Genomic DNA, 22,797 nt, shown 5'->3' with positions numbered 1-22,797 from the left:
AGGCAATATGGTATTGGAAATCACCACTGTTCGCCTGTGGTCGCAGCAGACGGCGCTCAACGCTTCAAGGATGCGTCCGAAGGGCAGGGTGCTGCTAGCGCCTCGGACACCGGCTCGCAAGGATCCCTCGCGGCTATCCTGTTTTCCAGCAACCGCGACGAGGATCAGGTGGAGGAAACCAGCTTGTCGCGCCTGATCGCCAGCCTGAAGGCGCAGGCCGCCGCCAACGAACAACCTGCGGAAGTGGCTGGCGCTGGCGCAGTCGAGGATATCTGAAGTCCCGCCTTCCTGAAGGCGCTCTACGCCAAGCTGGACGGGCTGAAGGCCGGTAGCGGTACTGGTGCAATGGCCGATGCCATGCTTGCCGCCCTCGCTGCCGGCACGCTCGTCGTGACGGATGCTGCGGCGGGCGAGACCGTCACTGCCTGGGATCCGACCAAAAAGGATGCAACTGTGACGGACAAGACGTCTGCTCCGCAGGCGGACTGGAGCACCTTCCTGCAGGATCACCTCGCCCGTGACGGTAACGGCGTCTACCAGCGCCATGCCGATTCCAGCCACAAGGACCGGCTCACCGGGAGCAGCGCCTGTTTTGGCATGATCGGCGACACCTACTACCACCTCCTAGTGGGCACCGGAAGCCAAGCCAGCCGCATCGGCGTCTAGGGGACCACTTCCTAATGACGGCAACGGTCCTCGATCCCCGCAACGGACGCACCGTCTTTTCGCTGATACGCAACTCGGCTAAGACGCCTTCATGCGCATCCGTTCCGATATCTTCGTCACCGTACTGACCCGCCGTGTCTTTTCCGCCGGTGGGTTTGCGGCGGTGGAGCACAAGGGCGCGGAAGAGGCGGGTGCGGTCTTCGTCCGCCACCGCCACCGCGACGGCACCGAAACCCTCTATGGCCCCGCACCGCAGAACGTGTTCGATGAAGAGGTGACGGAGCGCCGGTTCGAGAAGCGGCTCGACAACGTTGGGCCAGCGGAGATCGACGCTCTCATCGAACGGGAGCGCAGCTTCGACCGCGACCTGTGGCTGATCGAGCTCGATGTCGATGATGTAGACGGGCTTTTCGCGGTGGTCGATGCCAGGCCGTAGAGCCTAGCCGACACGGCGCAGGCCGCGGCCCGAGCGCAAGATTCGCGGCGACTGCGGTTCTGCCGCATCGGCTCCACCCACGGCACCACCATCGTCGTTGACCGTGTAACTGTCGGCCCGACGCCAGGCTTCCACGCGCCTGCCGCAGTCGCCGGCATCGAGCGCGTTCCAGAGGAACTGCCCGCGGCTGATGCCGTTCGTCCGGTTGCTAAGATGCGGGTAAAAGCGCTCCAGCACGAACAGCGCATCCTCCTCATCCATGCCGAGCGCCTTCAGCGTCGTCGCGAGCTGCTGGCCGGAGATGTCGAGCAGGATGCGTTCCGCCAGCCAGCGGCTTGCGGTCAGGCCGTCGGCAAGTGCGGTCGCAAACATCCCGCCTTCGCGATTGCGCGCAAAGCGCACCAGCAGCGCCTCCTGAACGGGCGTCAATGTGCGCAGCCCCAGCCGGTCGTCCTGGGCACGGTGCACGTGATGGGCGAGCGCCTTGATCCGCTGGCGCAGTTCCTCCTCGCGCCACAGACGCTCGGTCTCGGCGGCGGAAGGCTGAGGAGCAGCTGCTTCCGGGACTTCTGCTTGCGGGCTTTCCTTCGGCGGTGCTGCGGGCCGGTCGTGGCGCAGGCTCACCAGCGCGTCGATCACCTTCGGCGACAGGTTTTCGCGCAGCACGATCGCTTTGGCATGAGCCGCTCCTTGGGTCCTGGCAATGGTGATCAGCGTCTCGTCGCTGAGGCAGGGGGAGGCGGCCAGGAAGGGTGCGGCAATGGGGATCGGCTGCGAGGCGATGAAGAAGGCGACGGCCGGCGGCACCGTCTTCGACTGCGATAGCGCAGCGACCGCCTGGCGGCGTGCCCCATCGCTCGAGGCGGTAAACAGCGGACCGAAAAGTTCTGCGAATTGGCGGAGTTCGGAGCGGGAGGGATGCGGGAGACTGTCGAAACTCGTCACGGTGGCACTCAACACCACGTCCTTCCTGCGGATGGCCAGGGGCCTTTCAAGATCTCGAAACTGGTCCGTCACGGCCAAACTCACACGTTACGCAATACAAACTCGTGGCAGCACGCCGTCGGGATGAACAGTCACCGCCGACGGCCCGGCCGATCCCGTCCGGCAGCGGGCGCACAGTCCGGAATACGTCCGCCCGCACAGCCCTTCCGTCATGGTAAACCAGACGGTAACATGCCACGGTTAATAGCCGGTGAAGATGCGTCGGAACGGGACTCCCGTGGGTGCTCGCGATCTTGCGATGAAGTGAACGTGATGACCGGAGTGTGAACAAAAAGCCACGTCCGGCGTTCTTGAAGATGCCCACCTGTTATTCAGGGGGCACCTTTTATTAGCGTTAACAAATAGTTTACTCCTTGCTGGCTGAATGAAGCTCAGTTCCGGACAAATGCCGGAAAACGCCGGAAGAGGTGCCACAGCCGCGCCTGTTTGGAGGAGCCGGTTCGGCGGGACTGGTCGCAGTGTCGCAACGTGCCTCCGGCATACGCGGCGAGTAAGGCGCAGATGCCCGTAGAAGGGATGCGTCGGCCCGAAGGGGGCAGGGTGAAATTGAACCTCATTCATCCGTCTCGGACTATTATGGAGACGAGCATGGCAGAGATTGTAGTGCTGAACCGATGGCGCGAACAGCAGCGCCGCAGACCGGAAATCATGATCGGCAGAAGCCAGGGCGCCGAAAGCGCCCAGTTGTTGATGTTCACTGGCGTCCGTTACGAGCGGCTGGAAAGCATGTCCTCGCAGCCGGCCCAGAAGCCGATGATGTTGGAACCGAACTAAAGGAAAGAGGTCAGAACTGCTGCCTCTGGCGCCAGTCGAATGGCGCGCAGACAGCCTCTGACAGGAAGGTGCTCGCGTTCGTCGAAAAGCTCGGCTGCGGCACCATGGTCCGCAGGATCACATAGCCGTCGGCCTGCTGCATTTCCACCAGGATCGACTGCGTGATCGGCTCCGGTAGCGACTTGCGCAATACCGTCAACTGCACAGGCGTCGCCAGAACGACGTCCAGGATACCCGCTGCGGCTGTCCGGTCGTTGATGCTGAATACCTCGTTGGATGCTGCATCATAGATTGCCATCGACCAGAACGGCACGTCCCCGCCGGCATAGACGCGGATGGGGCCCTGCGAAATGTCATAGGCGCAGACGGAGGTTTCCATGAAGGGATCGTTCTGGACCAGCCCCGCGCGGTCGAGCGCGTCCGGCAGCCGGTGGAAGACGTGACGGTCGCCTTCGGCAAGTACGCGCGTATAGGCGTCCTTTTCGCTGAAATAGGGTAGCGACAGGATGATCACCAGGTGAAGCAGCGCGGCGCCGACAACACCCGTGATGACGGCAAACAGCACCTTAAGCATGGCCGCATCCAATGTTCTCGATCACCGGCATCGAAAGGTCGATCAGGCCGGAGCTTCCCGCCGCCGGCGTGTCTAGCAAAGTCAGCCGCATGCGAAACCGTCCCCGCTCCGGCACGGCCAGCCAGTTGCGCGGCTTGGCATCGGTTGAAACCTGGATCTCGAACGATCCGTCGGCATGGCGCAGGATGGAGCGGGAATTCAGCGCCACCGGCAGCTTGCTGTCCTGCGGCCGGTTCGTCTTGCCGCTCTGCAGCGTATAGAGGGTCCAGAGCCGTGCCGGCGGCGTGTGACCGGCGATCTTGTAGGAGCAACCGGTGCGAAGCGGGGCACCCGTCTCGTCCGTCACGGCGGTAAAGGTCAGTCCCTCGGCGCTGCCGTAAAGGAGCGCGCCGGCGGCCGCACGATGGGACTTGGCGTAAGGGTCCGCCTTTGCCGTCTGTGCCTCCGGAAAGGCTTCCCAGGCGCCGAGCCGAATGGCGCCGAAGCCGGTGGTCGCCTCGAGCGCCCACAGGGTCGACCAGATTCCGCCGCCGAAGGCGATCGCAAGCGCAATGGCGACAAGAAACGGAACACGAAACACGGGAAAGGCATGCCCTCAACAACGACAGGCGAGGGTTAGCATTGATTCTGCCCGAAAGGAACGACAAACACGGCAGCGCCCGTGAGGAGCGGGCTACTGCGCGATCGCTGGCGCGTCGCTTACCGGCGTTTCCACCGATCCGGTCACCGTGGCATCGGCAAGCTTGGCGGTCGCCGGCAGTAGCGGGGCGGCCGTCTTCAGCTTCTCCGCGATCCGGCGCAGGACGCGGGTGGATTCTGCCGACATGGAGCGTGGCCGCACCAGCGGCGGAAGCGCTTCCTCGCTTTCGTCCGCCTTTGCCAAGACCTCTTCCTTCTTTTCGCCTTCCGGGAACGGGTTTTCGATGCCCGGGATCGGCTTCAGCTCGATGCCCTGGTGGGCGTAGTCCATCAGCTTCTTGAAGGTCATGGCCGGCAGCGAACCGCCCGTCATGTTGTTCATCGGCGTGTAGTCGTCGTTGCCGAACCAGACGGCGGCCGTGTAGTTGCCTGTAAAGCCGACGAACCAGGCATCGCGATAGCTCTGCGACGTCCCCGTCTTGCCGGCGGTCAGCACGCCGTCGACAGCGGCGCGGCGCGCGGTGCCGTTATAGGGAATGTTGGTCAGGATACGGTTCATCGAGGACATCGCCTGCTCCGACAGCACCCGCTGCGCCGGCGGTTCGTCGCGCTGGAAGTCGTAGAGCACCTCGCCGCCATAGCCCACGACCTGCGCGATCCCATGACGGCGCGACTGCACGCCGCCCGCCGGCATCACAGCATAGGCGGTCGCCTGGTCGAGCACGGTCACTTCGGAGGTGCCGAGCGGGATTGTCTTGTCGGTGCGAAGCGGCGTCTCGACGCCCATCGCCTTGGCAAGCTCCGCAATCCGCTCGGTCCCGAGTTCCTCCTTGGCAAGCCGCACGGGAACGGTGTTGAGCGACTGCGACATGGCCGTCATCAGCGTCACGCGGCCCTTGTAGGAGCGGCCGTAGTTCTGCGGCGACCAGCCGCGCCAGGTGATCGGCGCATCGGAGATCACCGATTCCGGCGTGAAGCCCTTCTCCATCGCGGCGGCATAGGTATAGAGCTTGAAGGAGGAGCCCGGCTGGCGCAGGGCCCGCGTGGCGCGGTTGAACTGGCTTTCGCCGTAGTCGCGACCGCCCACCATGGCGCGTACGGCGCCGCCGTTCTCGATCATCACCATGGCGCCCTGCTTGGCGCGGTAGCCCTCGCCATATTCGCGCAGGCTGGATTCCAGCGCCGTTTCCGCCGCCTCCTGAAGGCCCATGTCCATCGTGGTGCGCACGACGACGGAGCGCTCGGTGATCTTGCCCTGCTTGGCAAGCCGCTGCACCTCATCGAAGGCCCAGTCGAGGAAATAATCCGGCGCCTTGACCTCCGCCCGGTCGATCACGGTCGCGGGACTGCGCCGCGCGCCGATCACCTGCCCCTCGGTCATCAGGCCGCTCTGCACGAGGTTGGTCAGAACCTCGTTCGCGCGGCCGCGGGCGGCGGGCAGGTTGACGTGCGGGGCATATTTTGCCGGTGCCTTGAAGAGGCCCGCCAGCATCGCGCTTTCGGCAAGGTTCACCTCGGTGATGTTCTTGCCGAAGTAGAACTGCGACGCAGCCGCCGCCCCGAAGGTGCCGCCGCCCATATAGGCGCGGTCGAGGTAATAGGAGAGGATCTCTTTCTTCGAAAGGTTGGCCTCCAGCCACAGCGCCAGGAAGGCTTCCTTGATCTTGCGCTCGAAGGAGCGCTCATTGGTGAGGAACAGGTTCTTGGCGAGCTGCTGCGTCAGTGTCGATCCACCCTGCACGACGCCGCCCGCCTTGGCGTTCTCGTTCATTGCGCGCACGAGGCCAAGGAAGTCGATGCCGAAATGGTCGAAGAAGCGCCGGTCTTCCGTTGCCAGCACCGCCTTGATCAGGTGGTCCGGCAATTGGTCGATTGGTACGGAATCCTCGTGGATGATGCCGCGGTGGCCGATGGTGTTGCCGTAGCGGTCGAGGAAGGTGACGGCGAAGTCGCCACGATTGCGCCAATCTTCTTTGGTTTCTTCGAAGGCGGGCAGGGCGAGTGCCAGAAGCACGACGGCGCCGGCCGTGCCCAGCGTCATGGCCTCTCCGGCAAGCTCGAACGCCGCCTTCTTCCAGCCACGGACGCGGAACCTGCGCGAAAAGATGGTGATCTCTTCCCAGATCTCGCCGAGCCGGAAGCCGAGGTTCCAGACGGTGGAGTCGATCCATGAATCGATGCGCAGCAGTAGGTGGCGCTTCTTGCGCGGCTGCTCGTCTCGCATCTGTGGCCGGTTCTCCGGCCCCATGTTTGGATCGTCCTGCACTGGTGCCCCCAATCATCATGCCGGTCGCTTGACGCCGCCATCATGAGCGGCCAGAGCTGCAGGCAGTCGTCTTCAGCAATAGCTGATGTAATGCGGATTTGCGATAACATAAACGCAACAGGCTAAGTCGCCCGGCACCCTGTTGGTTCCTTGTACGGATACGTGAATGAGCGAGCTTCCCTTCTGGAAGATTAAGACACTGGAGGAGATGAACCAGGTCGAGTGGGAAAGCCTCTGCGACGGCTGCGGCCTCTGTTGCCTCAACAAGCTGGAGGACTGGGAAAGCGGCGATGTCGTCTTCACCTCGGTCCGCTGTCGGCTGATGGACGGCGACAGCTGCCGCTGCACCGACTACGACAACCGCCAGACAACCGTGCCGGAATGCATCCAGCTGACGCCGGCGGCCGTGGACGAGATCGCCTGGCTGCCACCCACCTGCGGCTATCGCCTCGTGCGCGAGGGACGCGACCTTTATTGGTGGCATCACCTCCTATCCGGCGATCCGAACACCGTCCACCAGGCCGGCATCTCCGCCCGCGGCCACGAAACCGTCAGTGAAACGGACGTGCCGGTGGAGGATTTCGAGGCCTATGTGGTGGATTGGCCGTGGAAGGTGGGCGAGGCAGCCGAGGAGCCCGCCGCGGAGGATGCCGCACCGCAGGGATCCGGCACCGATCTGCGCAAGCCGGCCCGCACCGTCACGGGCTAGAAGATGTTTGCGACCGGCTGGCCAAGTGCCACCGCCCCGGTATAGCGCTCCTGCGGCCCCGCCTGCAGCGGGTGGAAGCGAGCCCCCTGGATGTCCCGGAAGCGCCGCTCCAGCCCGTTTGCCCGGAAGAAGGAGGCGCCGCCCGCCACCTCCATCGCAAGCTCCGTGGCGTCGATGGCATGCCGCGCCGTAAGCGTTCGCCCGATCATCACCTCGTTGACGCTCTCGGCCGACGGGCTGTTGCGCATGGCGATGTCCAGTATCCACCGGTGCGCAAGCTGTGCCACCCGCAGCTCGGTTTCCATCCGACCGGCAAGCCGTGTCGTATCGTCGGAGGCGGGGCGCTTACGTGCAGCCTCGATCGCCAGGTCCCGCGCGCTTTCCGCCACGCCTAAATAGGCGGCATAGATGAGCGGGAAGGCGAGCGTCGCGATGATCTGGAACACCGGATGCCATTCGCCGCTCTTGCGCGAGAAGGCAACGTTCTGGTCGGGAATGAACAGGTTGTCGATGACGACGTCGTTGGATCCCGTGCCGCGCATGCCGAGCGTGTGCCAAGTATTCTCAATGCGCACTTCCGGCGCCTTCATCGGTGCGCCGAAATGGATGACCGAGCGGGTTCCGTCCCCGGCGTCGAAGATCGCGCCGGTCATCAGGATGTGGCCGGCCTCCGCCCCGGAGGTGAACACCTTGCGGGCGGAGACACGATAGCCGCCGTCCACCTTTTCCGCCGTGCCCGAGCCGCCGATCCAGTCGGACCCGCCGCTTGAAAGCAGGATCAGCCGCTCGCCTGCGACGCGCCGCAAAAGCGGTTCCACGGCCGTCACGCCCTGATGGCGCCACCGCCATGCGGGAACGGCGACCTGGTGAGTGTGCATGGCAAAAGCGAGTGCCGTCGAGCCGCAGGCATGCCCAATGATCCGCAACATCTCCGCCAGTTCGGGTAGCTCCGCGCCGGCGCCGCCAAGCTCGACGGGCACGCCCGCCTCGACCAGGCCGGCCTCCTTCAGCAGTTCATAATTGTCCCGGACGAAACCGTCCGTCTCGTCGGCCGTTGCCGACCGGTCGGCAATGACGCCGACCAGGGCGCGCGCTCGCTCGATCACGCTTGATGTCGGCTCAACCGCCTCGGGCCGAGCCATGGTGTCTGCCAGTCCTTGCATGTCGCAATCCTCCTTGACGATTGGCAAGGTCTGCAGTTTGCGCGTGTCTGGAAGATCCCTCCAGTTCAGGAACTGTACCGGCATCGATGGCGGCGGCGCCTGATTGTGGGGCGGCGGGACCTGGACTATCATGGGGGCACAGGCTTGGCTTCAAAAAGTGTGTCCTCGATAGGTGCACCATGGGAGAGCGCGGTGGTTACGGGCAGTTCTGCCCGGTCTCGATGGCATCGGAAATCCTCTGCTCGCGCTGGACAACGCTCGTCGTGCGGGAGCTTCTCTGCGGCTCCACCCGCTTCAACGAGTTGCGCCGCGGCGTCCCGAAGATGTCGCCGGCGCTCCTGTCCAAGCGGCTGAAGGAGCTGGAAAAGGCCGGCGTCATCGTCGTGGAGCGCTCGTCCGGCGGCGCCGTGGAGTACCGACTGTCGCAATCTGGCGAAGATCTGCGGCAGATCATCATGAACCTCGGCATCTGGGCTCAGCGCTGGATGGAGTCGCGCCTTTCGCTGAAGAACCTCGATCCGTCGCTGCTCATGTGGGACATGCAGCGCAACATTGCGGTGGATCATCTCCCGTCGCGCCGCTGCACGGTACAGTTTTTGTATCCGGAGCTTTCGGGCGGGCAGAAACGTTGGTGGGTGGTGATCGAACACGGCAAGGCGGATCTGTGCAACTTCGATCCAGGCCACGAGCTTGACCTTGTCATCCGAAGCTCGCTTCGCACGATGACGGCAGTCTGGATGGGTCTGACCACCATTCGCGAAGAACTTAACGCTGGCCGGCTCGAAGTCGAGGGGGATCCCGCACTCGTCCGCAACCTGCCGGAATGGCTGGGGCTCAGCAAGTTCGCCCCCGTGCAGCGGATGGTGAGCTAGACCAGGCATCGTCGCTCGCCACTGTCGCACGGGACGATCGACGGCATCACGGTGACAGGCGTTTTTCTCAAGATGCGGCCCTTGACCTTCCCATCATGGGAAGGTCCACATATATGCGGAACATAGGATTTCCGCCATGAATGAAGCCATCAGAACGCCCGCTTTCGAACCCATCAGCATCTCCGTTGAAGGCATGACTTGCGCCTCCTGCGTGCGCCGCGTCGAAACCGCCGCCGCCAAGGTGCCGGGAGTGGCGGCAAGCTCCGTCAATTTCGCGACGAAGAAGTTGACCGTCGAGCCGACGGACGATTTCTCACCGCAAGCGCTGAGGGCGGCGATCGAGAAGGTCGGCTACGAGATTTCGGCCGGCGCCATGCAGCGGGCGCTGCGGGATGCAGGGTATGCGACGTCCGCGACCGGTCCCCATGACGGCCACGGCGCCCATGACCACGCCCAGCCCGACCATGCCGATCACGCCGCAGCCGCTGAGCATGGCGGCCACGATCATATGCATATGCATGGCGACAAGACGCTGAAGCGCGACTTCGTCATCGCCTTGCTGCTCACCCTGCCGCTCTTCGTGCTGGAAATGGGCGGTCACGTCTACGAGCCCATGCACCACTGGCTGATGGGCATGATCTCAACGGAGAACCTTTATTACCTGTACTTCGCGCTGGCGACGGTCGTCATCTTCTGGCCAGGCCTGCGCTTCCTCAAAACCGGGCTGCCGGCACTCTTCCATGGTGCGCCCGAGATGAACTCGCTGGTCGCCGTCGGCGTGCTGGCGGCCTACGGCTATTCGCTGGTCGCGACCTTCTTGCCCGGCCTGCTGCCGGAAAACGCCCGCTACGTCTATTACGAGGCGGCGACCGTCATCGTCACACTGATCCTCTTCGGCCGCATGCTGGAAGCGCGCGCCAGCGGTCGCGCCAGCCAGGCGATCTCCAAGCTCGCCGGCCTGCAGGCCAAGACCGCCCGCATCGAGCGCGACGGCAAGGTGGTCGACCTCCCGACGGAGGAGGTCGTGGTCGGCGACATTGTCATCATCCGCCCGGGCGAACGCGTCCCGGTGGACGGCACCGTCATCGACGGCGCCTCACATGTGGACGAATCGATGATCTCCGGCGAGCCTGTCCCGGTGGACAAGGGGGAGGGCGCCACCGTCACCGGCGGCACAATCAACAAGACCGGTTCCTTCCGCTTCCGGGCCGAGAAGGTCGGCCGGGATACCATGCTGGCGCAGATCATCCGCATGGTGGAACAGGCGCAAGGCGCAAAGCTCCCAATCCAGACCATGGTCGACAAGGTGACCGCCTGGTTCGTGCCGGCCGTCATCGGCCTTGCCCTCCTGACTTTCATCGCCTGGCTCGTGCTCGGCCCTTCGCTCAGCCATGCCGTGGTTGCGGCCGTCGCCGTGCTGATCATCGCCTGCCCCTGCGCCATGGGCCTTGCCGTGCCGACCTCGATCATGGTCGGTTCCGGCCGCGCCGCAGAACTCGGGGTCCTTTTCCGCAAAGGCGATGCGCTGCAGGAACTGCGCTCTGTCGACATGGTCGTCTTCGACAAGACCGGCACGATCACCAAGGGCCAGCCGGAGTTGACCGACCTCGTCACTGCGGAAGGTTTCGGGGAGGATGAGGTGCTGGCACTCGTCGCAGCCGTCGAGGCACGCTCTGAACACCCGATCGCCGAGGCCATCGTCAAGTCGGCCGAGGAGAAGGGTCTGGCCGTAGAATTTGCCACGGGCTTCCAGGCAACCGCGGGCTACGGCATCGAGGGGAATATCGCCGGACGCCGCGTCGCTGTCGGTGCCGACCGCTTCATGGACAAGCTTGGCCTCTCCGTCGCCTCCTTCGCTGAGGCCGCAGCAAGGCTGGGCGACGAAGGCAAGACGCCGCTTTATGCCGCCATCGACGGGAAGGTGGCTGCTGCCATCGCCGTTGCCGACCCGATCAAGCCAGGCAGCGCTGCTGCGATCGCTGCGATCAAGGAGATGGGGCTGGCCCTTGCCATGGTCACCGGCGACAACCGCCGCACGGCCGAAGCCGTTGCCCGCCAAGCGGGCATCGACCGGGTCGTGGCGGAAGTGCTGCCCGACGGCAAGGTGGAGGCAATCCGCGAGCTCAAGGGCGCCGGCGGCAAGCTCGGCTTCGTCGGTGACGGGATCAACGATGCGCCGGCACTCGCCGAAGCCGATATCGGCATCGCCGTCGGCACCGGCACGGATGTTGCGATCGAAAGCGCCGACGTGGTGCTTTCAGGTGGCGCACTTTCGGGCGTGGCGGATGCGATTGCCGTCAGCCGGGCGACGATCCGCAATATCAAGGAGAACCTGTTCTGGGCCTTCGGCTACAATGTGACGCTCATCCCGGTTGCCGCGGGCGTGCTGTATCCAGCCTTCGGCATCCAGCTTTCGCCGATGATCGGTGCCGGCGCGATGGCTTTTTCCAGCGTCTTTGTCGTCCTCAATGCGCTGAGGTTGCGCGCGGTCAAGGTGAACTAAGGAGAGATCGAGATGAATATCGGACAAGCCTCCGACGCCTCCGGCGTTTCCGCCAAGATGATCCGCTACTACGAGGAAATCGGCCTCGTGCGGCCGATGGGGCGGACGGGCAACAACTACCGCGTCTATGGCGAGGAGGAGGTGCATATCCTCCGCTTCATCAAGCGCGCCCGCAACCTCGGCTTCTCACTGGAGGAGACGGAGATGCTTCTGAAGCTCTGGCAGGACAAGGAGCGCACCAGTGCCGCCGTGAAAGAGGTGGCGACAGCCCATATCGGCGATCTCGAGCGGCGTATTGCCGAGATGCAGGGCATGGTGAGGACGCTGAAACATCTCGCCCATTGCTGCGGCGGCGATGAGCGGCCGAACTGCCCTATCCTCGACGACCTCGCCGGCGCGCCGGCACCAGCGCCGCAGCCCGTCTGAAACCCCCAGCTGCGATCCATCGTTCGTGAATGGAGCGCACGAAACATCACCCAATGAACAAGGAGATTAGCATGACCACCACCTTCACCGTGCCCGACATGACCTGCGGCCATTGCGAAAAGACCGTCCGCTCTGCGCTCGGCGATGCGCTTCCGGGCGCTGCCGTCGATGTCGACCTCGCTCAGAAGAAGGTTACTGTCGAAGGCGATGAGGCGAAGGCCGAGGAGGCGATCCGAGAGGCCGGATATACGCCGCAAAAGGCCGCCTAAGGGGGCGGTCACAAGATGTCTGCCCGAGTCCGTCAAGGGGCGAGGGCAGGCGCGCACGGTCCTGCTGCTGTTTTTCAGAAAGAGCCGGAACCTCTATGGGTGATCACGGTTCTGTCTGCTAGCGTACAAAGCGAGCAGCGAAAACAGCACTGGACCGGATGACAAATCTTCGACCCACGTCAGCCATCCTCGTTGTTGAGGACGATCCGCTCATCCGCCTCAGCATCACGGTCGACTTGGCCGATCTCGGCTACGAGGTCTACGAGGCAGCAGATGCCCAGGAAGCCATCGACCAGCTCACGCAACACGCCAACATCAGCGTGCTGTTTACCGATATCGACATGCCGGGAGACATCGACGGGTTGAGGCTCGCCGCGCTGGTACGGGACCGGTGGCCGCCCATCAAGATCATCGTCACCTCCGGCAAGCATCAGCTGACCTGCGCGGACATCCCGTTTACCGGCGTTTTCATCCCCAAGCCCTACACCCCGATGGTGGTGGCATCTGTCATCACCGACATCATGCGTCCTTGAACGCTGGTTTTCGTGGTTGGGCTGGATCCGGCGATGACGTTTCGTGTTAGGGCACGAAGGCTGTTTCCCGCGTCTCGCACAAGTTACGACTGGGCACTAGCGGCTCGTCGTCTTGATCCTGCTTGAAGCAAAGGAAGGAGCATGAATAGCTTGCGTCAGCCGAATGTCCGAAACAAGCTTCTCGCGATCCTTCCGCCGCAGAAATTTGCCGTCGTCGCGAAGGATATGGAGCATGTTTCGTTGGCGCAGGGAACCTGCCTGAGTAAGGCAGGCCAGCCGATCGACTACATCTACTTTGTGGGCTTCGGGGTCGGCTTTATCGTCGCGGAAACGCCGACTCCGCGCGGAAGCCGGCATCTTTGGCTTTGAAGGCTATGTCCCGGCATCCGCCGTGGCCGAGGTAGAGCTCAGCCCCCATGACATCAATGTCCAGCTCGAGGCGGAGGCATGCCGGATGGCATATTAGACTTCCGTCTCGCGATGGAAAACAATGGGAGTTTCCGGCGGGTCGTCATCCGCTCCATCGAGGCCTTCGCCGTTCAGTTGGCCTATACCGTGGCATCCAACGCCATCCACTCGGTGCCGGTCCGTCTGGCGCGCTGGCTGCTGATGTGCCACGATCGGGTGCAGGCAAACGAGATCGCGCTCACCCACGAATTCCTGTCGCTAACGCTGGCTGTCCGCCGGCCGAGCGTCACCACCTCGCTGCACGAACTGGAAGGGAATGGCTTCATTAGGGGAGGGCGCGGCAACATCGTCATCCGGAACAGAGCGGGGCTGGAAGCTTTGGCTCATGATGCCTATGGCAAGCCGGAAGCGGAACACATCGCCTGATGAAGGGGCTCTTCTGACAGCTTATGCCATGGCTTTGACGGTGAGGCGGACCGACAGCAATGACTCATTATTTCTTCCATATCCGAGACGACGCAAACACCATCAAGGACGAGGAGGGCGACGATTTCGCCGACTTCGAGCAAGCGCGTGTGAGGGCCGTGACCGCCATCCGCGAACTGGCTGCGGCAAGAATCAAAAGCGGCGACAAGATCGGCGACGCTCATATGGATCTCTGCGACGAGGCAGGCGACCTGCTGCTCAGCCTGTCGTCAAGGAGGTGGTGGCGCAGCACCTGAAGTCGTGATCAGAATTCGCCGATCAACCGGCGATACTCTTCCTCCGGCTTGCCATAGGTCCGCGCGGCAAAATCCTGCATGCCCTTGCGGTCGCGGATGGTGATGCGGCCGCGCTCCGCCTGTATCAGCTTGCGCCCCTCTAGCACGTGGAGTGCCGTGGTCACGCTTGGCCGCCGCACGCCGAGCATCAGCGAGATGAAGTCGTGGGTCAGCGCGATCTCGTCGCCATCCACCCGGTCGTGGCACATCAGCAGCCAGCGCGCCAGCCGCTCGTCGACCTGACAGGTGATGTTGGAAAGCGCCGTATAGGAGATCTGTGCGGAGAACGCCTGGATGAAGCGCGCCAGGAGGTTTGCAAAGGTGGGATGGGTGGATAGCGCTTCGGTGACGACCTTAAGCGGCATCCGGAACCCGTGACCTTCAACCTGTATCAGCACTTCCTGTACGCTGATCGTACCGCCGACCCCGGCCGAGGTGGGAGCAAAGCCTTCGCGACCGAACATGCCCGCTTCCGCCCGCTGGGTCTCGGCGGCCACCGTTACCACCGAGCCGATGCCGCTGCAGATAAAGTAGACATGCTCAATCGGCGCATCGGCGCCAACGATCACGAAGCCGCGCGGCAGATCGACCGGCTCCAGCGCGGGCAAGATAACGTGAGTTTCATTTTCGGGCAGGAGAGCTAAAAGTCGGTTCTGCAGAGCCGGATGAGATGCTGATTTCATGATTCTCGCTGATGTCGGGCGGAAATGCCGAGCCGCCGTCATGGAGAACCCCCGGCGGTCCTAAATCCTATAGCATCGTGTTTTTGCTGCGGGTTTTAGGTACGGTGGCGGACAATATTCCTTTCCGTTTGACCTCGGCGTAGCGTCCTCCAGCGTACACAGCCGTACAAGGGTCCCGCTTGCTGCTAAAGTCTTTGTGGGGCTGAGCTTGGGACATGGCTGTCCGGGCGGCGTCCTTCCAGATGATGACAGGAAGGAAGTGCGACATGCAACAAAGGCTCGACGAAATCGGCTGCGGGATCTTCGGCCCGGCTGACATTGAAACCATGCGCGATGCGTTTCTGCTGGCTATCGACGATGGAAAGTCGCTGGACGAGCGAGAGGATGGCGAAGTCCTCGCGCAGGTGATCATCCGGCTTTACAGGATGGGCCTGGTGGATCCGGGCAAGCTTGCACCGGTGGCATCTCTCCTTGCATCGTCGAAGCTTCTGCGCCCATCGAACTTCCACCGCGTCCCGGAGGACGCCACAGCCTGATCAACTAAGCCGGGATATCCCCCCCAACTTTGTCATCGCGCGAGGCGGTTCGGCCTTGCTGTTGCCGGAACCGACCCCCACCTTTGACGATGGAGGGCATTGGAGCAGTCATGGCAATCGGGGAAAAGGCCCTCAGGGCAAGGATCACCGGAAAGGTACAGGGCGTGAACTTTCGCGCCTGGACACGGGATGAGGCATTGCGGCTCGGACTGCGTGGGAAGGTGAGCAACAGCCCGGATGGCTCCGTTGATGCCCTGATCGCCGGCCCGGAAGCGGCGGTATCGCAGATGGTCGAGCTCTTCTGGGAAGGCCCGCCCGCCGCATCCGTCGCAGGCGTCGAGACGATGGACGTTTCCGAACCGGACCTCTCGGATGGTTTCCGCATCGAGCGCTGAGGCATACCCAAAAAACCTGCGGCAGCTTCCTTCGACAGTGGCAGACACAAAAATGGGCCCCGCAGGGCCCATTCTCGCATGATCCGAAGCTTGGATCAGAACTTCACACCGATACCGACCTGAACGACGTGCTGGTCGAAGTCGACGTCTGCGCCGCCGATGTCGCCGCTGCCGTAGTCGTTGTAACGATATTCCAGACGACCGAACATGTTATCGGTGAAGGCGTGGTCAACGCCGGCGCCGAGCGTCCAGCCATGCAGGGTGTCGTCGCCGTCGACGGCAGCGCCGCCACCGTTAACTTCGAAGTTGGTTGCCGTCCAGCCACCTGCTGCGTAGATCAGCGTACGGTCCATGGCGTAACCGACGCGGCCACGAATGCCGCCGGAGAAGCCAGTTTCTCCGTCGATGCCCGCAGCGATCTCGTCGTCGTTCCAGTCGTAGTTCACGTCGCCTTCAAGACCGGCAACGAAGCCATTCGACATCTGCCAGTTGTAGCCGACGAAGCCACCGAAACGACCGCCGTCGAAGCTGCCGTCGCCGAGACCGGCGACGTCACCGTCGCCCCAGCCATAGCCGCCGTGGACACCGATGTAAGGACCGCTCCAGGAGAAGGCAGCCGGCATCTCGACGGCAACCGGTGCTTCCGGAACGTATTCGACTGCGTCTGCAGCCAGGGCGGAAGACGATGCAAACATTGCAACGCCGGCAGCCAGTACGAGGATTCTCTTCATGATGTGTCTCCTTGCTCTAATGCTTAGACGAGGATCGCCAATTTCCACTCATAAAGCTGTAGCTTGATTACAACAGTATATTGTGAATGAAAAGTTGTAGGATTTAGCCCCACCGTCCGTAGTTGATGATGGCGACAGAACGAAGGAAAAGCCCTGCAGTTCCGCCGGTTTCCATCGCCGGTTCCAAAGAAAAACCGCTGTTGCAAAACTGCATCATGCACCTTTGGGCCTGCGAACGCGCCGGATTATGCCTGCGTTGGCGGTTAAATTGCGGCGCAACCATGGCAGCTTTCGATTGTTTGGAGGGTCTCGCCTCCCATATCAGGCAAGAACGATGGTGAAGGAGTGCCTCTTGTTCCAGTTCGACAATTCGTATGCCCGCCTGCCGGACCGCTTCTACGCCTCGGTTTATCCGGAACCCGTCGAAGGGCCGGTGCTGCTGAAGTTCAACGAAGCGCTTGCCAGGGAACTTGGGATCGAGGCGGAACTCTCCGATCCGGGCCGGCTGGCCGCGATCCTTGCCGGCAACGTCGTGCCGCAGGGTGCAACGCCGCTAGCCATGGCTTATGCAGGTCATCAGTTTGGCTCCTTTGTTCCGCAGCTCGGCGATGGCCGCGCCATCCTGATCGGCGAGGTTGTCGACAAGAACGGCACGCGCCGTGATATCCAGCTGAAAGGCGCAGGGCCCACGCCGTTCTCCCGACGGGGCGACGGCCGGGCGGCACTAGGCCCGGTGCTGCGCGAATACATCCTGTCGGAAGCCATGCATGCGCTCGGCATCCGCGCCACCCGGGCGCTCGCAGCGGTCGCCACAGGCGAGCAGGTCTTCCGTGAAACGCCACAGCCGGGCGCCGTCTTCGTCCGCGTCGCGGCAAGCCATGTGCGGATCGGCACCTTTCAGTACTTTGCCGCCAGGCAGGATGTCGACGGGCTGCGCACGCTCGCCGACTATGTGATCGAGCGCCATTACCGGCAGCTTCGCGAGACGGAGAAGCCTTATGTCGAACTGCTGCGCGCCGTCGCCTTCGCCCAGGCCGATCTCATCGCGCAATGGATGGGCGTCGGTTTCATCCACGGCGTGATGAACACCGACAACATGACGCTGTCCGGCGAGACGATTGATTTCGGTCCCTGCGCCTTCCTGGACGAATACGACCAGATGAAGGTGTTCTCCTCCATCGATCAAGGCGGCCGCTACGCTTACCGCAACCAGCCTGGCATCGGCCAGTGGAACATCGCAAGGCTGGCGGAATGCCTGCTGCCGCTGATCGACGAGGATCAGGACAAGGCGGTGCTGACGGCGAACCACGTGCTGAGCGCATTTGGCGAGCGATTCCAGAAGCAATGGCTCGCGGTCTTCCGCAGGAAGCTCGGCCTCGGCCTGGAGGAGGAGGGCGACGGCGATCTGGTGCAGGGCCTGCTGGCCGCCATGCAGGAAGGCGAGGCGGACTTCACGCTGACCTTCCGGCGTCTCTGCGATCTGCCAGCGGCGGAGGCGAGCCCCAGCCAAAAGGCGGTCGAAGGGGCGGCCGCGCAAAACGGCCACGCGGGCGACACCTTCCTGTCTTCGTTCAAACAAGTGGAGAAGGCGAAGGAATGGCTTGTTGCTTGGCAGGCAAGGCTGGAACGGGAACGGGGTGCGCCCGAAGATCGCGCGAAGCTGATGCGGGCGACGAACCCGGCCATCATCCCGCGCAACCACAAGGTGGAAGAAGCGCTGGCCGCCGCCAATTACGGCGACCTCAGCTTCTTCGAACGCCTTTTGCAGGCGCTGGAAAGGCCCTACGAGGATCGCCCGGACTTCGCCGATTTCGCAGTCCCGCCGAAACCGGAAGAGCGCGTGCTGCAGACCTTCTGCGGCACATGAACGGCGTCAGCCTTCCGCCAGCGCGCCAAGGGCGGCCCGTGCTCAGGATTCGGATGGCGCTGCGGCGGCCGGGGCCGCCGCAGTCTGCGCCGCGGCAGCGCCGAAGCCGCCCTGGATTGGCCGGCCTATCGTGAGTGTCCTGGCAAGCGCCGGTGACAGGCGCTCGCGATAGGCGGGATCCGGTTGGGCGCCCATGGCGTCGAGTATCTTGCTGAAGAAGCAGCGGACGGCGGCGGCGGCTGTGATGTCGAAGATCTCCGCGTCCGACAGGCCATGGGCCTTCAGCCGGGCGACGTCTTCCTTGGTGATGGAGGTGGCGTCCCGCACCACCTTGGCGGCGAACTGCATGATCTCTCGCTCCGCCTCGTCGAGCGGCGCGTGAGAGCCGCCGGTCACGGTGTCGGCGAGCTGGGTTTCGCTGAAGCCTTCCCGCAGCAGCACCGAACCATGGGCCAGCATACAATAGGACGACCTCAGTTCCTTGGCCGCCGCAAGCGTCACCAGTTCATACCGGCGAAGGCTCATATGGCCGCGGATGCTTGCAAGAAGCGTTCCCCACTTCTCCATCACCTCCGGCCGATGGCCGAAGATCTTGTACATGTTGGGCAGGTAGCCGTGGCTTTCCTCGGCTGCCGCATACATGGCGGCGGTGGCATCGCCGGTGTCGGGCCCGGGCGTCGAAATGAAGGGCATGGCTGATCCTCCTTTGACGGCCAAGAATACCGCAAGAAGAGGATCAGAGAAACTGTGCCGTAGGGCGGAGCTTGGCGACTGCCTCTAGGCGGCAGATCCTACTGGGTTCGAGTTCAGGCTGTTTCCCAGCAGCGCGTTGAAATCCGCCAGCTCCAGGGGGCGCGCATAAAGATAGCCCTGTCCCTCGTTGCAGCCCATGACGCGCAGAGATCGGCGGCTTCCGGCATTTCGATGCCCTCGGCGACGACCCGGTAATCCATCTCGCGCGACAGCTTGATCATCGAATGCACGAGCTTCTGCTCGCGATAGCCATCGCCGAGCGCCCGGATGAAGGACCGGTCGATCTTCACGACGCTCACCGGCAGCCGCTGCAGATAGGAGAGGCTGCTGTAGCCCTTCCCGAAATCGTCGATCCCAAGCCCGATGCCGCTTTCGACCAGCCGGTCGAGCTTGGCGAGCACCTGCGGGCTGGGTTGCGTCAGCGAGCTCTCGGTTAGCTCGATCTCCAGCCGATGTCGGGAACGGAATGCTCCGCAAGCGTCCCCTCACCACGCGGGAAGGCTACAGTCTTGCGCATGGACCGCAAGATCTTCGATGACGACCACTCGGGACGTCTCCGTCACCTCGGCGCACGGCGCCTTTTTCCGCGGCAGGGAAGGGTGATCCACGCCCACCTTCGACTTGAACCACTGATGGTCTCTCTCGGTCAGCGACACGGCGGCGATCGGTAGCTGGAAGATCTGGCACGCCTTCCGCGTGATGCGGTCGAAGCTTTCGCTGGCAGGGGATCGAGAAGGTTGAGACTGGTCAGCGCATGAAGGCGCTTTTCTTCTCATGTCGCGGACATCGCTTGGGTCTTCGGTCAAAACCCAGCCTTACGACCGCGCCCTTCCGTTCGGCTTAAGCAATGTGGTAAATATGTTGCATTCATATAAGTCAGCCGTGCGGCGGTAGTGCGAGACGTTCCCTGCAGGAGGCCAGGACGTCTAACGGGCCGATCATTTCCTGATCTTGAGCGCACCCGGCTTGATCCATGATGTTCCGCTTTCGAGGTCGGCGGCTTGTGCCGGCGTCGAGGCCTTCGAGGCGGCAGCATCGATGTCGCCCTCCGACACGTGACGCTCAAAGCCTTCGCCGTCGAACTGTACCCGATACTGGTGGACGCCGGCAGCTTCGGGCAAGACGGCCATGATGCGGCACGACTGCTCGCCGGGGGTGTTGCGAAGGGTGCCGCTCTTCAGGACGACGACATCACCAGGACGATAACGGGGACTGGACATGCGAATCTCCAAAGTCCGCTGGAAACAAAAAAAGGCCGGGACTACTCCCGACCTTCCACATCATTGCCGCGCCCGTGCCAGTACATCCGTGGTCACGGGGGCAATGAAAACTGGTTTTAGACAGCCCGTAGGTTGTCTGCAGAGCTCTTGCCGGAACGCTTGTCCTGGACAATCTCATAGCTGATCTTCTGGCCTTCGTTGAGGCCGTTCATGCCAGCGCGCTCGACGGCGGAGATGTGGACGAACACGTCCTGGCTGCCGTTATCGGGCTCGATGAAGCCGAAACCCTTGGTGCTGTTGAACCACTTTACGGTACCTGTATTCATGACGATTTCCTTTCAATCGCTAGTGGAGCCGATCGACCCGACCGGCTTTGGATCGACGATGAGAGGAAATCTGAAGAGGCACGAAGGCCGACAAAGGTCGCTAGCAAAGTTCGATGACAACAACATAGGCTTTAATTGCGTCCGGACAAGGGCCAATTGCACAGTGTAGCAATCTCCGGCATCCGCAACGGAGGGGAGACGTGAATTTTTGCGCCGCGGTGTCGGAGTGGCCAAGACAGGATCGTCCTTGCGTGGTTGATAGTGCAACCGGTATGACCAAGGAAAGGACTGTCCCATGGCCAAGAATACGATTTGCCTGTGGTACGACACGGAAGCGGAAGAGGCTGCGCAATTCTATGCCAGAACCTTCCCCGACAGCCATGTCGGCGCGGTGACCCGCGCCCCTTCCGACTACCCCTCGGGCGTCAAGGGTGACGTTCTCGTGGTGGAGTTCACGGTGGCGGGCGTTGCCTGCATCGGCCTGAACGGCGGCGCCACCTTCCGGCACAGCGAAGCCTTCTCCTTCCAGATCGCCACGGACGATCAGGAGGAAACCGACCGCTACTGGAACGCCATCGTCGGCAATGGCGGGCAGGAAAGCGAATGCGGCTGGTGCAAGGACAAGTGGGGGATCTCTTGGCAGATCACGCCCCGCGTGCTGACCGAGGCACTGGCCGCAGGCGGCGACGAGGCAAGGCGTGCCTTCGAAGCAATGATGACGATGAAGAAGATCGACGTCGCCGCAATCGAGGCCGCAAGGCGAGGGGAGGCGGCATGACTGGCGCAGTGACGGGACCCGCCTCCTATTTCCCTTCGATCGAGAAGAAATATGGCAGACCGATCGGCGAATGGCAGGAGCTGGTGCGAAAGCACTATCCGGCAAAGCACATGGAGCTGGTTGCCGTGCTGAAGAATGAGCACGGGATGGGCCACGGGCACGCGAACGCCATCGTCGCCCAGACGCTGGCGGAGGACCGGTAGAAGCCTTAGTTTAGCCAAGGCCGCGGCGCGACGCATCAGCCGTCAGCAAAGGCCCCGCATGTCTCCGTTTTGGTTGGACTTGGCGCCTCGTCTCTGCCAGAAGCACCCGCAGGACGCGACTGCCGTTAGCTTTAGAACGGGGTCGGGCGACCGATTGACGTCACGTTGCTGCCGCGAGATCACGCTGGCCGTCCTCTTAGAAGCTCCGGCCATCGTAGGCGCCGGGTCTTTTCGGCTTTCGGTGTCAACGAAGGCTTGCAGGACCACATTCGCCACCAAACCTCGTCTCTTACCGATCTGCTTAGGCCTCCACTGACGGTTGAGAACCTAAACCACGAAGGCAGCACATCGGGGAGAGTGGCAGTGAGGCTGCTTTATCGGCTGGCGGTGGTAACGGGAGCGATCCTGTTGTGCATCGCAATCTTCGCGGCAGCGTTCGAACTGCTCAACGGGCTGGCTATGAACCTAATGCAGGGGCGGTTCGCCTCGCCTGACCTGATGCTTTTGCCAAACGCCGTCTGGTGGGCGCTCATCTTCAGGGCGCCTGGCTATATCTATCTGGGCACCCTGCCGTTGCTGTTGCTCTTTCTCGCTCTTGAATGGCGGCACATACAGGCTCGCTGGGCCTATGTGCGCGTCTGGGCCGCGGCAGGCGTCTTCGCAACGTTCTTTCCGGGATACTGGATGCTCCACGCGGCACCTGCGTTCCTCGCCGGAGGTCTCGCTGGTTGGCTTTATTGGCGGCTGGCAGGGCGACAGGCGGGACATGCTTTCCACGGTGGCGATGCAGAGAACGGCTCACGCAAGCGCCTGCCGCTTCGGTATGCCGCCTACGCCGTCCTCGGCTACCTCGCCTTCCAGATGCTCGGTTATGCCTATTACGGCGGCAAGCTGTTATGGGTCAGCTTCGTTGCAGCGCCGGGGCCCGGTACGCCTCCTTTCCAGGTGCTCCACGAAAGGGAGATGACGGCTGCGAAGAAGGTGGCGATGCTGGATTTTCCGGACGCTCAGTCATGTTTGGAAGAGTCAGCATCGGATGCCATCCCTTCGGAGCGGCTGAAGATGATGGACTGGATCGGATCGACAGCGACGAGGAAGCGGAAGTCTGCGTCTTCCGCCTTCTCGGCTCGTATCCGGATCTCTCGTCTGCGGCAGAGTGGCTGGAAGCGCAGGGCTTCGAGGTGAGTTCAAACTTCAGCAGCGCCAATCCGCACGTTGATATAGACGGCACCAAACGGGTAGCGGGCAGCTACTCGATCAGGGAAAACGGCCCGAGGTACCCAACGACGGGAATTCTTCGA

Annotated in this window: 28 protein-coding genes and 1 pseudogene; 18 read left to right on the top strand and 11 right to left on the bottom strand. The window is 62.9% G+C overall.

Going from position 1 to position 22,797, the window contains the following annotated elements; translation table 11 throughout:
- The first annotated feature begins 36 nt into the window (after positions 1 to 36).
- From MUU54_RS00435 to MUU54_RS00425, 3 genes are all read left to right on the top strand, one after another.
- Positions 37 to 276 (top strand): hypothetical protein, encoded by a 240-nt coding sequence (locus tag MUU54_RS00435; RefSeq protein WP_247242057.1) that lies wholly within the window; start codon positions 37 to 39, stop codon positions 274 to 276.
- Between the two features lie 69 nt (positions 277 to 345).
- Positions 346 to 666: a hypothetical protein gene (locus tag MUU54_RS00430; protein WP_247242056.1), complete on the top strand. Its 321-nt coding sequence runs from the start codon at positions 346 to 348 to the stop codon at positions 664 to 666.
- Positions 667 to 757: 91 nt separating this feature from the next.
- The gene (locus MUU54_RS00425) at positions 758 to 1,102 is read left to right on the top strand and encodes a DUF1491 family protein (RefSeq protein ID WP_247242055.1); all 345 of its coding nucleotides are present in this window, start codon (positions 758 to 760) and stop codon (positions 1,100 to 1,102) included.
- Positions 1,103 to 1,105: 3 nt separating this feature from the next.
- Here MUU54_RS00425 and MUU54_RS00420 read toward each other — a convergent pair whose 3' ends face one another.
- Positions 1,106 to 2,119 carry a DUF2336 domain-containing protein gene (locus MUU54_RS00420; protein WP_247242054.1) on the bottom strand — a complete coding sequence of 338 codons (1,014 nt, stop codon included), beginning with the start codon at positions 2,117 to 2,119 and terminating at the stop codon, positions 1,106 to 1,108.
- Between the two features lie 576 nt (positions 2,120 to 2,695).
- On the opposite strand from MUU54_RS00420, the gene MUU54_RS00415 reads away from it, so the two are divergent.
- Positions 2,696 to 2,881, top strand: a complete 186-nt coding sequence (locus MUU54_RS00415) for a hypothetical protein (RefSeq protein WP_247242053.1) — start codon at positions 2,696 to 2,698, stop codon at positions 2,879 to 2,881.
- Between the two features lie 10 nt (positions 2,882 to 2,891).
- Here the strand turns inward: MUU54_RS00415 and MUU54_RS00410 are convergent, their stop codons facing one another.
- The 3 genes from MUU54_RS00410 to MUU54_RS00400 all read right to left on the bottom strand — a co-directional run bounded on the left by MUU54_RS00410 (position 2,892) and on the right by MUU54_RS00400 (position 6,318).
- Positions 2,892 to 3,455 carry a DUF1254 domain-containing protein gene (locus MUU54_RS00410; protein WP_247242052.1) on the bottom strand — a complete coding sequence of 188 codons (564 nt, stop codon included), beginning with the start codon at positions 3,453 to 3,455 and terminating at the stop codon, positions 2,892 to 2,894.
- Positions 3,448 to 4,035 carry a DUF1214 domain-containing protein gene (locus MUU54_RS00405; RefSeq protein WP_247242051.1) on the bottom strand — a complete coding sequence of 196 codons (588 nt, stop codon included), beginning with the start codon at positions 4,033 to 4,035 and terminating at the stop codon, positions 3,448 to 3,450. Before MUU54_RS00405 ends, MUU54_RS00410 begins: the two co-directional genes overlap by 8 nt.
- A 93-nt stretch (positions 4,036 to 4,128) precedes the next feature.
- Positions 4,129 to 6,318 (bottom strand): transglycosylase domain-containing protein, encoded by a 2,190-nt coding sequence (locus tag MUU54_RS00400; RefSeq protein ID WP_376742038.1) that lies wholly within the window; start codon positions 6,316 to 6,318, stop codon positions 4,129 to 4,131.
- Between the two features lie 208 nt (positions 6,319 to 6,526).
- Between MUU54_RS00400 and MUU54_RS00395 the strand changes: the two genes are divergently transcribed.
- Positions 6,527 to 7,069, top strand: a complete 543-nt coding sequence (locus tag MUU54_RS00395; protein WP_247242050.1) for a YcgN family cysteine cluster protein — start codon at positions 6,527 to 6,529, stop codon at positions 7,067 to 7,069.
- Here the strand turns inward: MUU54_RS00395 and MUU54_RS00390 are convergent.
- Positions 7,066 to 8,232, bottom strand: a complete 1,167-nt coding sequence (locus tag MUU54_RS00390; protein ID WP_247242049.1) for an acyl-CoA dehydrogenase family protein — start codon at positions 8,230 to 8,232, stop codon at positions 7,066 to 7,068. The two genes, MUU54_RS00395 and MUU54_RS00390, sit on opposite strands and share 4 nt — an antisense overlap.
- A gap of 179 nt (positions 8,233 to 8,411) precedes the next feature.
- On the opposite strand from MUU54_RS00390, the gene MUU54_RS00385 reads away from it, so the two are divergent.
- The 7 genes and pseudogenes from MUU54_RS00385 to MUU54_RS00355 all read left to right on the top strand — a co-directional run bounded on the left by MUU54_RS00385 (position 8,412) and on the right by MUU54_RS00355 (position 13,965).
- Positions 8,412 to 9,104 (top strand): winged helix-turn-helix transcriptional regulator, encoded by a 693-nt coding sequence (locus MUU54_RS00385; RefSeq protein WP_247242048.1) that lies wholly within the window; start codon positions 8,412 to 8,414, stop codon positions 9,102 to 9,104.
- A 136-nt stretch (positions 9,105 to 9,240) separates the two neighbouring features.
- Positions 9,241 to 11,607: a heavy metal translocating P-type ATPase gene (locus tag MUU54_RS00380; protein WP_247242047.1), complete on the top strand. Its 2,367-nt coding sequence runs from the start codon at positions 9,241 to 9,243 to the stop codon at positions 11,605 to 11,607.
- Between the two features lie 12 nt (positions 11,608 to 11,619).
- A complete protein-coding gene (gene cueR, locus MUU54_RS00375; RefSeq protein WP_247242046.1) occupies positions 11,620 to 12,033 on the top strand; it encodes a Cu(I)-responsive transcriptional regulator in 414 nt (137 codons plus the stop codon).
- Positions 12,034 to 12,104: 71 nt separating this feature from the next.
- Positions 12,105 to 12,302: a heavy-metal-associated domain-containing protein gene (locus MUU54_RS00370; protein ID WP_247242045.1), complete on the top strand. Its 198-nt coding sequence runs from the start codon at positions 12,105 to 12,107 to the stop codon at positions 12,300 to 12,302.
- Positions 12,303 to 12,460: 158 nt separating this feature from the next.
- On the top strand, positions 12,461 to 12,835 hold the full coding sequence (locus MUU54_RS00365) for a response regulator (protein WP_247242044.1): 375 nt from the start codon (positions 12,461 to 12,463) through the stop codon (positions 12,833 to 12,835).
- A gap of 141 nt (positions 12,836 to 12,976) precedes the next feature.
- Positions 12,977 to 13,686 (top strand): annotated as a pseudogene (locus tag MUU54_RS00360) (Crp/Fnr family transcriptional regulator).
- Between the two features lie 42 nt (positions 13,687 to 13,728).
- Entirely contained in the window at positions 13,729 to 13,965 is a 237-nt protein-coding gene (locus MUU54_RS00355; RefSeq protein ID WP_247242043.1) for a DUF6894 family protein, read from the top strand.
- Positions 13,966 to 13,973: 8 nt separating this feature from the next.
- Here MUU54_RS00355 and MUU54_RS00350 read toward each other — a convergent pair whose 3' ends face one another.
- Positions 13,974 to 14,687, bottom strand: a complete 714-nt coding sequence (locus tag MUU54_RS00350) for a Crp/Fnr family transcriptional regulator (protein ID WP_247242042.1) — start codon at positions 14,685 to 14,687, stop codon at positions 13,974 to 13,976.
- Positions 14,688 to 14,953: 266 nt separating this feature from the next.
- Here MUU54_RS00350 and MUU54_RS00345 point away from each other — a divergent pair, with 266 nt between their 5' ends.
- Together MUU54_RS00345 and MUU54_RS00340 are read left to right on the top strand one after the other, a co-directional pair.
- Positions 14,954 to 15,223, top strand: coding sequence for a hypothetical protein (locus MUU54_RS00345; RefSeq protein WP_247242041.1), 270 nt, complete (start codon positions 14,954 to 14,956; stop codon positions 15,221 to 15,223).
- Between the two features lie 110 nt (positions 15,224 to 15,333).
- A complete protein-coding gene (locus tag MUU54_RS00340) occupies positions 15,334 to 15,618 on the top strand; it encodes an acylphosphatase (RefSeq protein WP_247242040.1) in 285 nt (94 codons plus the stop codon).
- A 95-nt stretch (positions 15,619 to 15,713) separates the two neighbouring features.
- Here MUU54_RS00340 and MUU54_RS00335 read toward each other — a convergent pair whose 3' ends face one another.
- Positions 15,714 to 16,349, bottom strand: coding sequence for an outer membrane protein (locus tag MUU54_RS00335; protein ID WP_247242039.1), 636 nt, complete (start codon positions 16,347 to 16,349; stop codon positions 15,714 to 15,716).
- A 334-nt stretch (positions 16,350 to 16,683) separates the two neighbouring features.
- On the opposite strand from MUU54_RS00335, the gene MUU54_RS00330 reads away from it, so the two are divergent.
- A complete protein-coding gene (locus MUU54_RS00330; protein ID WP_376742027.1) occupies positions 16,684 to 18,216 on the top strand; it encodes a protein adenylyltransferase SelO in 1,533 nt (510 codons plus the stop codon).
- Between the two features lie 42 nt (positions 18,217 to 18,258).
- Here MUU54_RS00330 and MUU54_RS00325 read toward each other — a convergent pair whose 3' ends face one another.
- From MUU54_RS00325 to MUU54_RS00310, 4 genes are all read right to left on the bottom strand, one after another.
- The gene (locus tag MUU54_RS00325; RefSeq protein ID WP_247242037.1) at positions 18,259 to 18,909 is read right to left on the bottom strand and encodes a carboxymuconolactone decarboxylase family protein; all 651 of its coding nucleotides are present in this window, start codon (positions 18,907 to 18,909) and stop codon (positions 18,259 to 18,261) included.
- Positions 18,910 to 19,022: 113 nt separating this feature from the next.
- On the bottom strand, positions 19,023 to 19,370 hold the full coding sequence (locus tag MUU54_RS00320; RefSeq protein WP_247242036.1) for an EAL domain-containing protein: 348 nt from the start codon (positions 19,368 to 19,370) through the stop codon (positions 19,023 to 19,025).
- Between the two features lie 537 nt (positions 19,371 to 19,907).
- Entirely contained in the window at positions 19,908 to 20,189 is a 282-nt protein-coding gene (locus MUU54_RS00315) for a cold-shock protein (protein WP_247242035.1), read from the bottom strand.
- Positions 20,190 to 20,305: 116 nt separating this feature from the next.
- On the bottom strand, positions 20,306 to 20,515 hold the full coding sequence (locus MUU54_RS00310; protein WP_247242034.1) for a cold-shock protein: 210 nt from the start codon (positions 20,513 to 20,515) through the stop codon (positions 20,306 to 20,308).
- Between the two features lie 295 nt (positions 20,516 to 20,810).
- Here MUU54_RS00310 and MUU54_RS00305 point away from each other — a divergent pair, with 295 nt between their 5' ends.
- From MUU54_RS00305 to MUU54_RS00295, 3 genes are all read left to right on the top strand, one after another.
- The gene (locus MUU54_RS00305) at positions 20,811 to 21,293 is read left to right on the top strand and encodes a VOC family protein (protein WP_247242033.1); all 483 of its coding nucleotides are present in this window, start codon (positions 20,811 to 20,813) and stop codon (positions 21,291 to 21,293) included.
- On the top strand, positions 21,290 to 21,496 hold the full coding sequence (locus MUU54_RS00300) for a DUF4287 domain-containing protein (protein ID WP_247242032.1): 207 nt from the start codon (positions 21,290 to 21,292) through the stop codon (positions 21,494 to 21,496). The genes MUU54_RS00305 and MUU54_RS00300 overlap by 4 nt, the downstream gene beginning before the upstream one ends.
- 363 nt (positions 21,497 to 21,859) lie before the next feature.
- On the top strand, positions 21,860 to 22,681 hold the full coding sequence (locus MUU54_RS00295; protein ID WP_247242031.1) for a hypothetical protein: 822 nt from the start codon (positions 21,860 to 21,862) through the stop codon (positions 22,679 to 22,681).
- Positions 22,682 to 22,797: the final 116 nt, after the last annotated feature.

Origin of the sequence: Pseudorhizobium tarimense (genome assembly GCF_022968135.1) — a bacterium.
In the GTDB taxonomy this organism is placed as follows: Bacteria; Pseudomonadota; Alphaproteobacteria; order Rhizobiales; family Rhizobiaceae; genus Neorhizobium; species Neorhizobium tarimense.
This window is presented reverse-complemented; position numbering and strand designations above follow the sequence as displayed.